Source organism: Methylophaga sp. F-2, assembly GCF_056859315.1.
Genome location: NZ_JBSXOF010000016.1, coordinates 370,800 through 386,783, shown reverse-complemented (window position 1 = coordinate 386,783; position 15,984 = coordinate 370,800). Strand labels below are relative to the sequence as shown.

Annotated in this window: 16 protein-coding genes and 1 riboswitch; of the genes, 2 read left to right on the top strand and 14 right to left on the bottom strand. The window is 43.5% G+C overall.

The annotated features are described in order from the left end of the window. The first annotated feature begins 31 nt into the window (after positions 1–31). Positions 32–886, top strand: coding sequence for a UTP--glucose-1-phosphate uridylyltransferase GalU (galU, locus tag AC13DA_RS06135; protein WP_007145670.1), 855 nt, complete (start codon positions 32–34; stop codon positions 884–886). 47 nt (positions 887–933) lie between these two features. Here the strand turns inward: galU and AC13DA_RS06130 are convergent, their stop codons facing one another. After that, positions 934–2,166 carry a DNA polymerase Y family protein gene (locus tag AC13DA_RS06130; RefSeq protein ID WP_007145671.1) on the bottom strand — a complete coding sequence of 411 codons (1,233 nt, stop codon included), beginning with the start codon at positions 2,164–2,166 and terminating at the stop codon, positions 934–936. Between the two features lie 3 nt (positions 2,167–2,169). After that, positions 2,170–2,778 carry a transcriptional repressor LexA gene (gene lexA / locus AC13DA_RS06125; protein ID WP_284451709.1) on the bottom strand — a complete coding sequence of 203 codons (609 nt, stop codon included), beginning with the start codon at positions 2,776–2,778 and terminating at the stop codon, positions 2,170–2,172. Positions 2,779–3,085: 307 nt separating this feature from the next. Here lexA and AC13DA_RS06120 point away from each other — a divergent pair, with 307 nt between their 5' ends. After that, entirely contained in the window at positions 3,086–4,618 is a 1,533-nt protein-coding gene (locus AC13DA_RS06120; protein WP_284451710.1) for a SulP family inorganic anion transporter, read from the top strand. A 473-nt stretch (positions 4,619–5,091) separates the two neighbouring features. Here AC13DA_RS06120 and AC13DA_RS06115 read toward each other — a convergent pair whose 3' ends face one another. The 12 genes from AC13DA_RS06115 to AC13DA_RS06060 all read right to left on the bottom strand — a co-directional run bounded on the left by AC13DA_RS06115 (position 5,092) and on the right by AC13DA_RS06060 (position 15,980). Then, entirely contained in the window at positions 5,092–6,201 is a 1,110-nt protein-coding gene (locus tag AC13DA_RS06115) for a DNA alkylation repair protein (RefSeq protein WP_284451711.1), read from the bottom strand. A gap of 53 nt (positions 6,202–6,254) precedes the next feature. Next, the gene (locus AC13DA_RS06110) at positions 6,255–6,860 is read right to left on the bottom strand and encodes a VPLPA-CTERM sorting domain-containing protein (RefSeq protein ID WP_284451712.1); all 606 of its coding nucleotides are present in this window, start codon (positions 6,858–6,860) and stop codon (positions 6,255–6,257) included. Between the two features lie 17 nt (positions 6,861–6,877). Next, positions 6,878–6,955, bottom strand: a riboswitch (cyclic di-GMP riboswitch). A 223-nt stretch (positions 6,956–7,178) separates the two neighbouring features. Next, positions 7,179–8,513 (bottom strand): 23S rRNA (uracil(1939)-C(5))-methyltransferase RlmD, encoded by a 1,335-nt coding sequence (gene rlmD / locus AC13DA_RS06105; protein ID WP_284451713.1) that lies wholly within the window; start codon positions 8,511–8,513, stop codon positions 7,179–7,181. Positions 8,514–8,598: 85 nt separating this feature from the next. Then, a complete protein-coding gene (locus tag AC13DA_RS06100) occupies positions 8,599–9,207 on the bottom strand; it encodes a YdbL family probable chaperone protein (RefSeq protein ID WP_007145679.1) in 609 nt (202 codons plus the stop codon). A 10-nt stretch (positions 9,208–9,217) separates the two neighbouring features. Beyond that, positions 9,218–11,284, bottom strand: coding sequence for a translocation/assembly module TamB domain-containing protein (locus tag AC13DA_RS06095; protein WP_284451714.1), 2,067 nt, complete (start codon positions 11,282–11,284; stop codon positions 9,218–9,220). 2 nt (positions 11,285–11,286) lie between these two features. Further along, entirely contained in the window at positions 11,287–12,171 is an 885-nt protein-coding gene (gene cysM / locus AC13DA_RS06090) for a cysteine synthase CysM (RefSeq protein ID WP_273182160.1), read from the bottom strand. Then, on the bottom strand, positions 12,171–12,554 hold the full coding sequence (gene acpS / locus AC13DA_RS06085) for a holo-ACP synthase (protein WP_007145683.1): 384 nt from the start codon (positions 12,552–12,554) through the stop codon (positions 12,171–12,173). Before acpS ends, cysM begins: the two co-directional genes overlap by 1 nt. Continuing rightward, positions 12,551–13,282: a pyridoxine 5'-phosphate synthase gene (gene pdxJ / locus AC13DA_RS06080; protein WP_284451715.1), complete on the bottom strand. Its 732-nt coding sequence runs from the start codon at positions 13,280–13,282 to the stop codon at positions 12,551–12,553. Before pdxJ ends, acpS begins: the two co-directional genes overlap by 4 nt. Positions 13,283–13,294: 12 nt before the next feature. After that, positions 13,295–14,008, bottom strand: coding sequence for a DNA repair protein RecO (gene recO, locus AC13DA_RS06075; protein WP_284451716.1), 714 nt, complete (start codon positions 14,006–14,008; stop codon positions 13,295–13,297). A gap of 9 nt (positions 14,009–14,017) precedes the next feature. Further along, complete coding sequence (gene era, locus AC13DA_RS06070) at positions 14,018–14,923, bottom strand: GTPase Era (RefSeq protein ID WP_007145686.1); 906 nt, start codon at positions 14,921–14,923, stop codon at positions 14,018–14,020. Beyond that, complete coding sequence (gene rnc, locus AC13DA_RS06065; RefSeq protein ID WP_007145687.1) at positions 14,920–15,603, bottom strand: ribonuclease III; 684 nt, start codon at positions 15,601–15,603, stop codon at positions 14,920–14,922. The genes era and rnc overlap by 4 nt, the downstream gene beginning before the upstream one ends. Beyond that, the gene (locus tag AC13DA_RS06060) at positions 15,603–15,980 is read right to left on the bottom strand and encodes a DUF4845 domain-containing protein (protein WP_007145688.1); all 378 of its coding nucleotides are present in this window, start codon (positions 15,978–15,980) and stop codon (positions 15,603–15,605) included. The genes rnc and AC13DA_RS06060 overlap by 1 nt, the downstream gene beginning before the upstream one ends. Between the last annotated feature and the right edge of the window lie 4 nt (positions 15,981–15,984).

Here is a 15,984-nt window from a genome sequence, read left to right as displayed (position 1 = left end):
CTAAGCTATATAAAAAAATAAGGAACAATGAATGCAACCAGTTAAAAAAATTCGTAAATGTCTATTCCCTGTAGCAGGTTATGGCACACGATTCCTGCCGGCGACTAAAGCCATGCCCAAAGAAATGCTTCCTGTTGTTAACAAACCCTTAATTCAATATGGTGTTGAAGAAGCCATTGAAGCAGGTATCAATCAAGTTGGGTTTATTACAGGCCGGGGCAAACGCGCCATTGCTGATCACTTCGATACCAGTTATGAATTAGAGCATCAGATTCGCGGTACTAGTAAAGAAAAGCATCTCGAAGATATCCGTGCGGTCATGGATACCTGTGACTTTATCTTCATGAGACAACGCGAAATGTTAGGTCTTGGTCACGCCATCCTGACAGGACAACCTATTATTGGTGATGAACCATTTGCTGTTATTTTAGCGGATGACCTTTGCGCACGAACTGATGAAAACGTATCCAAACGCGCCCTAGGTCAGCTGGTTGAACTCTATGAAAAATATAACTGCAGTGTTATCGCCATTGAAGAAGTCCCCGGCGACAATATTAGTAGTTATGGTGTGATATCTGGTCGTGAAATCGAAGACGGTGTTTATGAAGTCGATGACATGGTGGAAAAACCAAAACCAGAAGATGCGCCAAGTCAGCTGGGTATTATTGGTCGTTATGTGTTAACACCAGATATTTTCGAATACATTGAAAAAACGCCGCCGGGTGCTAACGGTGAAGTCCAAATCACCGATGCTATACGCACACTAGCCAAAGAAAAGCGTGTCTTGGCACTGAAATTTAAAGGTCATCGTTTCGACTGCGGTAGTATTGACGGCTTTGTTGAGGCCACCAATTATTACTATCAGCGTGATCATGTGAAAAAATAAGTCGTATTATTAAGTTTGAAAAAAAGCCGGCCCTGTTGCCGGCTTTTTTATATGGTCTTTCGGTGACCTTTGGGTTTCCATGCCGGGGCAATCACGTTGGGCATGGTGGATTTTTGTAATAATCTGGCCGGTGCCAGAGTCAGCTCGCCATAACGATAATTCACTTTATCTACCGTCTGATTAAGATGTTCTCTTTGCAGATCGGGCTGTGCAAATAAGTCCAGTTGCTTACCTTGCCGAGGCGATAATGCTGTCACCTGTACTTGCCACACACCTTGCCCCGCCCAGTAAAAATCAACAAAGGCTTTACATAGCTGGTAAATCACTTGTCCATCATCAGTGTAGACACCGGCATGTGCTTTTGTTTTAAGCCAGCCTCTCTCCGTTTTTAAACCAATAAAAAAGCACTCCGCCTGATAACAAAAACAACGCATCCTAGCCGCGACTTTTTCAGCCATATGTTGTAAATAGGTCAATATGATATTTTTTTGAGCCGTTTTAGGTGGCAAAACCTTTCCATGACCGATGCTCTTAGGTGCTTTAACATTAAAATGTAAAGGTTCTGGATCCAGCCCTTGCGCCATTAGCCATATTCGCCGGCCTAAATGCCCAAAGCGTTTCGCCAGTAAACTCATTGGTATTTTTTTCATATCACCACAGCGCTCTACACCGTAATGTCTCAGAAAGCGGCCAATGCCTTTATTAATACCACTCAGAGCTGTCACCATTTCTGATGCCAACACTTCAGCAGCTAAGTCTGGGTGAATCACCTTTAGTCCGTCAGGTTTAGCTTTTTTAGCAGCGAATTTCGCTGTGGTTTTATCCCCACTGATCCCTATCGAACAACGTAAACCAGACACTTGCCAGACTCTTTTTTTTATCAAATATCCAATATCTGTCGCCCCCTTATATAAGCTTTGGCAACGACTTAAATCGAGAAACGCTTCATCCACACTAAACACTTCCACATCAGGGGTAATGTCGATGAGCCCTTCCATAATTCGGGTTGATAACTCAGCATAGCGATAAGGACGTGAAGGAGCATGAATGAGGCCAGGACATAACTGCCTGGCCTGTTTCAGACGCATACCGGTATGCACACCAAACGCTCTGGCTTCGTATGAACAAGTGATGATGGTGGTTCCCTGTGTACCATTAGTGACAGCAACAGGTTTCTTAAACCAGTTACGGTTATCCATTTGCTCAATTTGAGCAAAGAAACAATCCATATCAATTAAGACGATCATCCTTGACCACGGTGCAGATGAATCAAAGGCCATTAATTAAGGGTAGGTCCGTAGCTGTCCAACCACGACACCTTGTACCCTGACTCGACTGGCTGGCAAAGTAACAGGTTCATAGTTCACATTGGCAGGCATTAATGTCACGGTACCATCGTTATTGATCAATAAGGTTTTCAAAGTCGCATCAAACCCATCCACCAATGCCACAACAATATCGCCATGACGTGCAGTCGGCTGTGATTGCACCACCACATAGTCGCCCGACATAATGGCCTTATCTATCATCGAGTCACCGTTGACCTTCAGAACAAAGCGACCTTTGCCAGTAAACATATCGCTCAAATCAATTTCGGACTCATCTGCGACAGCTTCAATTAAACGACCGGCTGCAATTTTGCCTTTGACTGGCAAAGTGACCGCTATCTGGGGAGCGGTATCAGGCTGATCCGTTAAATGCAGGCCACGTGTTCTTCCAACATGCCTTTCCAGCAGCCCGGCATCCACTAATGCCTGAATATAGCGGTGAGTGGTACCTTGAGACTTAATCCCTAAGCCTTTGGCAATCTCAGAAACTAACGGTGAACGTCCCTGTTCATCAATATAATGACGAATAAAATCCAAAGTATCTTGTTCACGTTCAGTCAGCATCATCTCTTCCTTTTAGAGAAAATATTGAGAAGAGAAAATATAGAGAATTTATTCCGTTTGAGCAAGTATTATTTTTAATAATTTCCCCAACAAAAATATGCGCTTAGCTCTTTGTTATTAAAGGAGTAAATTTAGTCAAAAACTAGACTTAACCGGGTGTTTCAGCGATAATTACTGCCTTTTCAAGCCTTTCCTCATCGAAGGCTTACCTCTCATGACTCAGTCAAAATCAAAATAAATAACGTCTAACACCTGCCATGCATGGTGTGTATGAGTCATAGCTCAGTTTGGTTTATAAAGGGATTCTATGTTTAATCTGTTACTAAAACGTCCACAGAACATAAAAAATGATGTGCTGTCCGGGCTCACTGTTGCTTTAGCCCTGGTGCCAGAAGCCGTTGCTTTTGCTTTTGTCGCAGGTGTTGAACCGTTAGTCGGATTATATGCCGCGTTTCTTGTGGGTTTAATTACAGCCGCTATCGGTGGCCGTCCAGGTATGATTTCAGGCGCGACAGGGGCTTTAGCTGTTGTCATGGTGGCGTTGGTTGCACAGCACGGTGTTGAATATTTGTTTGCTACCGTGATTTTAATGGGCGTTTTACAAATCCTGGCAGGCATATTCCGGCTGGGGAAATTTATTCGTATCGTACCATTACCGGTCATGCTCGGATTTGTAAACGGACTGGCCATGGTGATTTTCCTTGCCCAGCTCAAATCATTCAAAGTCACAGGCGAAAATGGTGAAGAACAATGGTTGTCTGGTGAGCCGCTATGGTGGATGTTAGGTCTGGTCGCTTTAACGATGGCTATCAGCTATTTCTTACCCAAACTGACCAAAGCCTTCCCCTCATCTTTAGCCGCTATTATTGTTGTCACGTTAGTGGCAATTGGTCTGCATCTTGATATTCGTAATGTAGGTGATATAGCTTCTATTGCCGGCGGCCTTCCAGAGTTCAGTATTCCGATGGTCCCCTTCAACTTGGAAACATTACTGATTATTGCCCCCTACTCCTTTATCTTAGCGTTTATTGGTTTAACAGAGTCCTTACTAACCCTCACTCTCATTGATGAAATCACAGAAACCACTGGCCGCCCCAATAAAGAATGTATTGGCCAAGGTGTGGCGAATACAGTCACAGGATTTTTTGGTGGTATGGGCGGTTGTGCGATGATTGGTCAAAGTATGATCAATATTAACTCCGGCGGCCGTGGTCGATTATCCGGTATCTCTGCCGCGCTGTTTTTGTTGTGCTTTATTCTGTTTGCATCGCCACTTATCGAAATCATTCCGATTGCGGCTTTGACAGGCGTCATGTTTATGGTGGTATTAGGTACGTTTGAATGGGCCAGTTTCCGTTTGCTTGGACGTATCCCATTACCTGATGCCATTATCGGTATTTCCGTCGCCGTTATTACCGTCTTTACTGATCTGGCTATCGCGGTAATTACTGGCATTATCATGTCGGCGCTGGTATTTGCATGGCAACACGCCAAACACATTTATCTGAAAAGTTATAAAAATGAACAAGGTTCTATCGTTCATGAATTGAACGGGCCATTATTCTTTAGCTCAGTCCGTAACTTCAATGACTTATTTGATCCGAAAAATGATGATGCTGACGACATCATTCTTGATTTCAAAAACTCGCGCGTTTACGACCATTCAGCCATTGAAGCGATTGACTCACTGGCAGAACGTTACATCAAAGCTGGAAAAACGCTGCATTTAAGGCATTTAAGTGAAGAGTGTAAACAATTACTCAACAATGCAGCTGATCTGATTGAAGTGAATGTGATGGAAGATCCGCACTATCATATTGCTGATGATAAGCTGGCATAAAAGTGAAATAACTGCTATCTTAAGCCCATAATAATAAGCTAAAAATTGTATAACCTATTGAACTACGAGAAAAAAACATGTTAAAAAAAATTGATAAACTGCTGATAGAAAAATTTCCACATATTATTCTTGGCTTTACTGTTTTTTGGTTGTCACTGATTGCTTTCGGCCTATATAACAACTAAGCCGATCAGCGGTATCGTTAAAAAGCCAGTCATCGACTGGCTTTTTTTATGTCCAAATTTATTTTCATTCGACAAGTTATTCATTTTTGATCTAGGTCAATGCCTAATATCTGTGCCAGGCGAATAATAACCTCACGCTGTTTTAAAACAGCACAATATTCTCAGTGAGGAGACGATGATGGAAAAAATTGAACACTATATTCATGATAACTTTGCCGCATTAATTTGTGTGATGTCAGTTGCTTGGCTTGCCTTGGTTGCCTATGGCCTTATCATGTCTTAATGCCTTTAGGGCATAAGCAACTCAAAACTCGCCCGGGCAATACACTGGCCATTCAATAGGCACTCAACCTCGTGTATGCCCGGGTAATATTTTCTGGTCGATATCTTCTGTAAAGTATGTCGTTTTTGCATGTGGAGATATTCGCCTTCTGCTAAACGTATATTTTTCCATTTAAAGACTTTTTCTCTCGTCATTTTTCCAGCAGCCCCAACAAAACGTATCCGGTAGTCTAGTACTACATACTGCGCCTGCTTGCTTCGTAAACGAAAATCCAGCACCAGCGTCTGCCCTAATAATAATCGGCTATGGGAAAGACGAAGTAATGGCTGTTCAATATCCACCGACTGACTAAAACCTAACAGCGGATAAACATCAGCATTTCCCTGTTTCACCAAACTCCGTAAACCATGGCGAATCACCCAGTTTATGTTTTGTGAAGCTGCTTGTTTCCACTCTGAACAAATATCAATCACCATTTGAGGATGATCCTTACTAATATCATTGATGTTATTAGCAACAGAACGCCTGACATAGAGGCTGTGATCACCTTTTAACTTCTCAAGAATCGGCCATATTGGTGTTGGGTCATCACGTAAATCAGTTAATTGTGGTGCCCAAGGTAAACGTGGTCGAATGCCTTCAGAGGCTAATCGCCTGATATGTTCATTCTCATGTTCAGCCCACTGCAGCATTTGCAAATAGGTTTCTTCAAAATGCGCCAACAGAAAAAACCGAATGGCAAACTCGCTGGTAAATAATGGGGTTAATTTTTCTAATGCAGCAAAAGAAACATGGAGGTGGTTGATGCCATATATAGCGACATAGTCAATTAATGGCCAGGCTAAATAATGTGCCCAACCAGAAAACTGTTCTTCTCTAAGGTATTCAGCAGCCTGTAACAGAATAGCTATCGCATCGACATAATCATCAGGCAGGTAGACATGCAAACTCTTAGCAAGATAGTCTGCACGTGCTTTGAGTTCCAGCTCATCCAGTTTGAGTGAGGCCGTCTGAATAAAATCTGTCACAGCAAAGTCTGGCCACACTGAATGAATCAGTGAACCTAGCTCATGAACTGCTGCAGTATTGAGTTTATTTTTGAGTTGTTCAGCCATAAAAAAAGCCGCGATGGAATCGCGGCTTTTATCATACGGTATTCTGTCTTAGCTTAGGCAGTTTTTTTACGTCTGCGCATCGCTGTAAAGCCCATCAAACCAGAACCAAATAACCATAATGCTGCTGGAACAGGTACTTCACTTACAGGTGGGCAGTATGTACCATCCACTGTTAATTCAGCCCAGAAAACATCTTCTTTTATTTTATCAAAAATAGCTTTGAAGGTGATACCAGCAAGCACTTCGTCAAATAAGTTTGAACTTAGTTGAAATACATCAACGCCACCATCTAATTTACCAACGTATGTCAGGTATGGGAAATAATTATCTAATGTCCATAAACCATCAGAGAACCATGAACCGTTGGCATTTGATTTAACTGATAAAGTAGCCGAAGTAATTTCTAAAGTAGGCTCATTGATGGCTTCAAAGCTCATATACGCCTCTGAAGAGTCCCAGAAAGTTCCCCAGTAATCATGATCTTCGTTAGTTACTTTAGCGTTTAATGTCGTTGAATAAGCTTGAGGGTTATCACATGTTGAACCATCATTACCACAACCTCCATGATGATGCCCACCATGATAAAACGTTGCTGAAGCAACACTTGAAAAACCTAGCAACATAGCAGCTACTAACATAGCCGATTTGTAAAATTTCATAGAATTATCCTTATTTACTATGCAACCCGGCCATCTTTAAAAAAGATCCGTGGCTTTCCGTCACATGGCTCACACCAAGGTTGGCTTAACTGTTCAATATGCAATCACTACCTGCAGAATACATATTAGTGATTCGTCATTAGCTGAACAATTGTACTTTGGTACTAAAACGTAAAATTAATCAGCCATCTACAGACTTTTTTATCAAATACCACCCTTAATATTTGATAAAAACATGGGAATAACTCCCAGTGCGATGCATTGTATTACCTTAGTTTTGATCAGGACAATTGTACCTTGGTACTAGTTATAAAATTTTTAACGTTTTTTTGTAAAAACGGCTATCGACTCAACGTGTGTTGTGTGAGGAAACATATCCATAATGCCTGCTGCTTCCATAATATAGCCATGCTGATTCACCAGCTCACCCGCATCACGTGCCAATGTCGCCGGATTACAAGACACATACACCAGGCGCTCAGCACCTAATGCAGCGAGTTGATGTAAAACTTCAAACGCCCCACTTCTGGGCGGATCGAGCAGAATTTTATTAAAGCCTTTTTCCGCCCAAGGATAATCTTTGAGCTCGGTTTGTGTCAGATCGGCCAGTTCAAACTCAGCATTCTTTAAGCCATTAAGTTGTGCATTATTTTTAGCGTGTTGCACCAGAGCCGCATCACCTTCGACACCAACCACTTCATTAACGCGTCTAGCTAAAGGTAAAGTGAAGTTACCTAAGCCACAGAATAGATCCAGAATACGATCATCAGCTTGTACGTCCAGTAAGTTCATGGCTCGCTGGATCATTTTTTCATTAATACCGGCATTCACCTGAGTAAAATCGCTCGGATCAAACTGTAAGTTCAACCCTGCTTCCGGCGCATAACTGAGCTGAGCTGACTCAGGCCATAATAAGGAGACCGTATCCGGACCACCCGGTTGCTGATAGATCCATAAATTATTGCTTTGACCAAAGCGAATCAATGCATTTTTATCCGTCTCAGATAATGCATCAAGATTGCGAAAAACTAACGCCACATGCTCATCATCCATCGCCACTTCAATCTGAGCGATACGATTATAGGCTTCAAGCCCAGCAATTAATGACGCTAAATCCGTTAAACGATGACCCACGCGAGGATCTAAGACCTCACATTGCTCTAGCATGGCAATATAAGGTGAAGACTTTTCTCTGAAACCGACCAGAACCTGTTCTTTTTTCGCGACATACTTCACGCCTAAACGTGCTTTACGACGATATCCCCATAATGGACCGGTTAAAGGCGCTAACCATTGTTCAGGATTTAAGTTACCAAAGTGAGTGAAGTGTTCAGCCAATGTGGCTTGTTTATGAGCCAACTGTGCTTCAGGTGACATATGCATCAAACTGCAGCCACCACAAATACTAAAATGCTGACATTTTGCTGCTACGCGATCATCCGCGCCAGACAATACTTCTACCGTGCGTGCCTCATCATATTTTTTGTGAACCCGGCTATATTGAAAGTTCACTTTTTCTCCGGCTAAGGCGCCATCCACAAAAACGGTTTTACCTTCAATTCGAGCGATGCCTCTACCATCGTGTGATAACGACTCAATCTCTGCTGTAACGGGTTCTTGCGGTATTCTTTGTCTGCGGCTACGTCTTGCCATCTTTTATCTCTTATCTCTGAAAAATAAAAAGTCCAGTGACGCTTTCACGCCACTGGACGTCATTATTATAATCAATCTGCTGTATTTATTTTTGTTTCCAGCTACCACCTTGCTGATACCACCAGCCTTTTGCTGCATTACTAATCCAGCGCTGTGCGAAGGTTTGTTGGATATCATCTTGCCATTCCGGATGCCCGTTTGCTCTGGCGATTTCAGCATAGAGCGCTTTACGATCATTATTTTCGGCGGCAATCAGACTATTTAACTGGTTACGGTCTTTTAACGGTACAGACTTGGCATCACGTAGAGTAATAAAACCATCATCAGTTAACCCTATCGCACCACTATTATAGAAAGGCTTCAAACTTTCATGGCGTGTTTTCATATTCGACTGTAATGCATTGATAGCGGGTGAATTGATATTAATATCCGCACCTGCCGCTTCAGCCTGCGGTACCATCCAGTTCAACACAGACATAGCCAGTGGCAGCCTGGAGTCTGATGTTGACGATTGTTTATCCTGCTTGTCAGGTTCAGCCGTATCTGCAGGTTGTGTTTCTGGGCCCCACACATCTTCAATAATTCTGTCTGCTGCTTTTTCAGCCGCTGCCGCTGGGAAATAGATATTAATGGTGACACATGAAACCAACATTAATCCCGACACCGTGCCCGTTAACCACTTCATTAAATGCATAAACCTCTCCTTACTCAATAATGGGTCCAGAACTATTTTGTACCGCTTTGATACGTTCTAATAAATCAGCCCAGTCCACTCTACGCGTATAGCCAATCACATCAATCCACGGTGGTAAACCGCCCCCACCTTTGACAATATAGTACCCCTGATCAGCATCTTCGATGCCAGCCATTTCACAAACATCATTCCGTAAATGACATGACAGTCCTAAACGTTTATAAGAAAAGTCATCAAAAAAACGTAAAAAACTTCTCGAAATCATCCCTGTCGCGCCACCACCGACCTGCGTTAAATTATCCACGGCACGCTGACTGATAATGCGTTTTCCCGGATTATCTTTAGAGGTCGCCAACTTGGCATCAAACTGCACAGGTTGCCAGTTAGACAAACGCAAGTTATAGATTTCTCCAGTAACACGTCCGGTAATCTTGCCGACATCAAAGGTCTTGGTTAACAGGGCTAAATCCAAATCGTTCATATCAATATTGGCATACAGTTGTGGCAATACACCTAAAGGATCGGTTAAACGTAAATCACGAATAACTGTTGTGCCATCAAAGACTTTGACCTGTAACGCACCATCAATGGTGAGTTTATGTGATTGATAACGCACATGAGGAATCACGCCGGATAACTTACCGTGCATTGTTGGCCACTCCAGTGCCTCAGTTAAACTTTCCATGGATATCGGTAACAATAAACCATCAAATGACCAGGTTATCTGCTTATCTTCTTGCTGCTGCAAACTCAATTGATTAATTTGCAGTTCACCATCCAAAACAGGAATGCTGGTTTCCTCAACTAATTTAAAGCCATTTTTAACGGTTTGTGCATGCAACTGACCCGCACCAATGTCAATGGCATAAAGCTTGGCTTGCTGCCAGGATAAATGACCATCCAAAGGTGTTTCTTTATTGGTCCAGACCAGCTCGCCATTTAAATTCTCAGCATTGTAGCGTTGCTGGCTATCCGTAACATTTACCTTATCCAGTGTAGCTGTGAGCTGATACTGCTTATCAGACCAACTGAGCGATGATGAGACCTGACCTGATACCTGTAAATTAGCAGCCGCTGTACCCACCATAAATGGTTTTACCCATGTTGGATAAAATGACGATAGCGTGCTTATGGTGACATCCGCTTCCACTTTCGTCGGCACGTTATCTGTGACCTCAGCGAGAGCCTCTAAGCTGAACTCTTCTGACTGACTTAACTTAATATCCGCCAAAGTCCAGTGATTTTTCTGGGTTTCAAATTTGCCTTGTACACTCAGTGTGATAGGAGAAACAGATAAATCAACAAACACGGGATCGCTGTATGCCTGACCTGCAGTCAACGAAGATGAAACAACAAAGTCCCAAGTATCATCCGAATTATCTAAGGACACTTCTCCCTGCATCGCGATATTTTCAGCCACCTGGCTTGCTGTCGCATTACTAAAACCCAAGTCAGTGAATTGCCATTTTGCGATGCCAGACACAATTCCCAGTGTGTTTCCATCAAGGCGTGCTTGAACAGATACTTGCCCTTGTGGCTGCCAGTCATTGACAGCATCAAGGTAATGTTTATCCAGGAATTGGGGTAGCCATTTCTGTAATGCTGATAACGAGATATTCTGAGCATCAATATCCGCATCCCAATGCTGCTCAGCAAGGTTAACAGCAAGATTTATCGTACCACCATCTAATTTCAGATTTTGTAGCTGCAGATCATAGTGTTCGTCTTCTGTATTAGCATCAATACTAAATTGAACGCGTTGCTGACCTAACTCAGCTTGTGAAAACTGTAAGTTGCCTGACTGACAGCTAAAGCCCTCTGTTAGCCAGGCCGCTTTAACACACTCAAATGTGACATTGTGTAATTGATTCAGCGGGGCCGGAAAAGTGATTTGGGCAGCCTGCCCTGAAAGTTTCAGGCCTTCAGAGGTGAACCGGACAGCAGTTTTCAGATCTTTTGCATCAAATTTTTCTGCCCAGCTATGACCAATATAAATTTGAATCGTATTAATGGCCAATACGGGCAACGACCATATACATAGCCAGAGGAATACTGACTTTAGCGTCAGATATTTCATTATCAGGCAGGGAAAACGCCTGTTGAGATATAACGGTCGCCGCGATCACAGACAATGCTGACAATCACCGCATTTTCTACCTGCTCAGAGACTTTCATGGCAGCAGCTAATGCTCCACCTGATGATACGCCAGCAAAAATCCCTTCTTCAGCGGCCAGACGACGCATCATGGTTTCAGCTTCATCTTGAGTGACATCTAATGTCATATCAACACGTTCTGGTTCAAAAATCTCAGGTAAATAAGCCTGAGGCCAACGACGAATACCGGGAATATTAGCGCCCTCAGCGGGCTGCACGCCAACCACCTGAATCGCTGGATTTTGCTCTTTTAAATATCGCGATGTGCCCATGATGGTACCCGTGGTTCCCATTGAACTAACAAAGTGGGTAATTTCACCATGTGTATCAGCCCAGATTTCTGGACCCGTTGTTTCATAATGGGCCAGCGGATTATCAAAGTTACCAAACTGATTTAGCACCTTGCCTTTGCCTTCTTTTTGCATCTGTAGCGCTAAATCTCTGGCGGATTCCATCCCATCGGTCAGAATCAGTTCAGCACCATAGGCTTTCATGGAAGCACGACGCTCAGCGCTACTGTTTTCCGGCATAATCAGAATCATCCGGTAACCCAAAATGGCCGTGACCATCGCTAATGCAATACCGGTATTACCGCTGGTTGCTTCAATTAAAGTATCACCCGGCGTGATATCACCACGGAGCTGAGCTTGCTGAATCATACTGACCACAGGTCGGTCTTTGACTGAACCGGCGGGATTATTGCCTTCCAGCTTGACCAGAATGGTATTGCTGGTATGACCAGGAATACGTTGTAATCTGACTAAAGGTGTGTGGCCGATAAAGGCTTCAATGGTCGGGTAAGATTTCATCAATTGGATTCCATTAAAACGACATAAGCAATCGCGTATTCATGATCATCACTCAGGCTTAACATGGCCTTATCAATATGCATTTTCTGTTTCAGCTCAAGTCCTACTCTCTCAAACTGTAATTCTGGTTTGCCAAGGGGGTCATTTCTGACACTGATATGACGTAGACTCAAACCATCCCGAAAACCTGTTCCCATAGCTTTAGCTGCCGCTTCTTTTGCTGCAAAACGTTTCGCTAAAAAATTAGCTGGTTTGAGCTGTAATTTGAACTCACTGAACTCAGCATCACTGAGTATTCTCTCAGCAAATTTATCACCATGTTTATCGAGTAAGGCCTGCATTCGGGGAATATGAACCAGATCCGTACCAATGCCGATAATCATCTGCGGCGTGCATCCTGCATCAATTGTTTCATCTCACGCACGGCTGCCTGAAACCCAGTAAAAACTGAGCGAGCTACGATAGCATGACCGATGTTTAATTCCACCAGTTCAGGTATTGCCGCGATTTTCTGTGTATTGTGGTAATGCAGACCATGTCCGGCATTCACCTGTAATCCTCTTTCATGGGCTTGCTTTGCCGCTTGTGCAATAATCGCCAGCTCATGCTCGGCTTCTGCATCCGTTTCTGCATCAGCATAACGGCCTGTATGTAATTCCACCACAGGCACACCACAGGCAACAGCGGCGTCGATTTGAGCCAGATCAGGATCAATAAATAACGAAACACGCACATTTGCCTCTGCCAGACGCTGACAAGCCTGCTGCATGCGGGATAATTGCCCCGCTACATCCAACCCACCCTCGGTAGTCAGTTCTTCACGTTTTTCGGGTACCAGACAGCAATCTGCCGGACGATATTTTTCGGCCATCGCCAGCATATCTTCCGTTACCGCCATTTCCAGATTCATTTTTGTCTGCAGGATATCGCTTAACATCGCCACATCGCGTTCCTGAATATGTCGACGATCTTCACGTAAATGCAGAGTAATACTGTCAGCCCCTGCTTGTTCCGCTTCAATCGCTGCCTGAATAGGATCTGGATAGCGCGTACCACGGGCCTGACGTAATGTGGCGATATGATCGATATTGACACCTAGATAAATAGACATGAATCTCCAAACTCAGTTTGTTTTTGTATTAAATTGATTAAGACCAGCAAATAACTGACGGCTATGTAAAGGCCGGCCGCCCAGATAATAATTTATCACTGACCGCATCATATGTTTGATTTCTTTCAGGCTAAGCTCGTCAAACCCGGCTTCTTGTTCGAGGTGACGCAGACTTCGTCCTGATACCGTATTTTGCAGACGCTGACCGAATACACGTCGAGGACCGCTGTCAGGGTGGTAGATATAAATACCATCCTCTTCAATCGCTTCTCCCGACTCGGCATCCACCGTTAAGGCCAAGCCATAACCCAGATGACTCAGTAAGGCTTTTTCAAATAAACGCAGTGTAATCTGCTCATTATTCTTTTGCTGGAGCGAAGAGAGAGCCTGGCGATAGGCATCAAAAATGTCTGGTTCAGCTTCATGAACAGGGAGTAATTTCACCAATAACTCATTCATATAAAGCCCGCACAAACTGGCATTTCCGAGCAAACGATAACCGGGCTCATCTTTTTCTATCTGACTTAAGGTCACTAAGTCACCACGGCCATACCAGCTTAACCATACTGGCTGGAATATCTGTATCGGTGATGACCGTTTTTTTGTCTGCCTGAGCCCCCGGGCCACCAGACTTACACGACCATGATCACGGGTTAACACATCGACCAGTGAACTGGTTTCCCGATACGGTCTGTGATGTAGGATAAAGGCTGATGTCAGCTCCACAAGCGACCACTACAAATCGTCGTTATAACCCAGATTTCTTAACATACGTTCGTTGTCAGACCAGCCTTCACGCACCTTAACCCAGATTTGTAAAAAGACTTTACAGCCGAATAACTGTTCCATTTCCAGTCGTGCATCCTGGCCTATAAGTTTGAGCTGTTCACCCTTTTTACCAATCACGATGGATTTCTGACCGCTACGCTCAACATAAACAACAGCGCCGATCCGGTACATGCCTTCTTCTTCCTCAAACTGCTCAATTTCTACAGTGAGTGAGTAAGGCAGTTCCTGCCCAAGATAACGGAATAATTTTTCACGAACGATTTCACCGGCCAGAAATCGAGAACTGCGATCGGTTAACTGATCTTCATCAAAGATCATCTCGCCTTCCGGCATTAACTTGGCTATTTCCTGTTCCAGTACGTCGGTATTCATGCCTTTTCGTGCAGAAATAGGCACAACCGCAGCAAAATCATACTGTGGTGCAAGCTCTTGTATTTGTGGTAATAAATCAGATTTATCTGATAATTTATCTGCTTTGTTTAACACTAAAATAACCGGCGAACGTGCATCTTGTTGAATGCGTTTTAAAACTCGCTGATCATCTTCTGTCCACTTCAGACCTTCCACCACAAACAACACCACATCCACATCATCAATCGAGGCAGCCGCAGCACGATTCATATAACGGTTCATCGCTTTTTTGCCATCACTGTGCATACCGGGTGTATCCACATAGATGAACTGCCCCTCATCGGTGGTTTTAATGCCCAGAATACGATGGCGAGTAGTTTGTGGCCGACGTGAAGTAATACACAGTTTTTGGCCAAGAATACGATTAATTAATGTCGATTTGCCGACATTAGGACGACCGATAATAGCGATATAACCGGAACGAAATGGTGTTGAGTTCATTGTTTACCTTCAATTAAAGTTAAGGCACGTTCAGCGGCTTTCTTTTCAGCTTTTCGGTGACTGCTACCTTGAGCAACCACCACCTTATCCAGCAAGGTAATCTGACAGGAAGCTTCAAATACCGGTTGTTTTTTATCGGTTTTTAATTCTTTCACGCTATACAAAGGTAGGGGCTGCTTACGGCTCTGTAATAATTCTTGTAAGCGTGTTTTGGGATCTTTGACCGTTTCTGTGACATCGATCGCATCTAATCTTTCAGCAAATAATCTTAAAATAAGATCTTTAACCGGGGTCAGGCCACTATCCAGATAAAGTGCGCCCAGGATAGCTTCGACAGCATCAGCCAGAATAGACTCACGCCGAAAGCCACCGCTCTTTAACTCGCCGGGCCCCAGTATCAACACATCACCTAACTTTAGCTCTCGGCCAAGTTCAGCGAGTGTTTCACCTTTCACTAAAGACGCTCTTAACCGGCTTAACTTTCCTTCCTTAACCTGAGGAAACCGGTTAAATAACTCTTCAGCTATCACAAAGCTCAGGATAGCATCACCCAAGTATTCCAGACGTTCGTTATTTTTTGGATCTGCGCTACGGTGCGTTAATGCCTGTTGTAAGAAGGCGATATCTTTAAATTCTACTTTTAACTGTTTGCACAGGGCTTTTTGCCGCTGGGTTATCATTATAGCTGTGGCTCTACATCAATTTCTTTGTGGAAATGCCCCACAAGATCAATCTGGGCAAAAAACGGTTTTCTGACTTCATAATCAATGACAATCTTGGTCACATATGCCGTATTCTTACCACGAAATACTTCAACATCATCACGCTTTACACTGCTGATATAGCCAATATTAAAACGCTTGGAAAGCAAGGTTTGCACTTCATTTTTGGATAAGTTGTTATTACGCAGTTCGGTTTTCATATCTTCCATAATCTGAACCACACCATAATATTCCTGATACATCGGCACCAAACGAATCGCTAATGTGACAAAGAAAGCGATCAAGGCCATGACAATGACCCAGCCAATTAATGTCATACCACGCTGGTGTTTCATCACA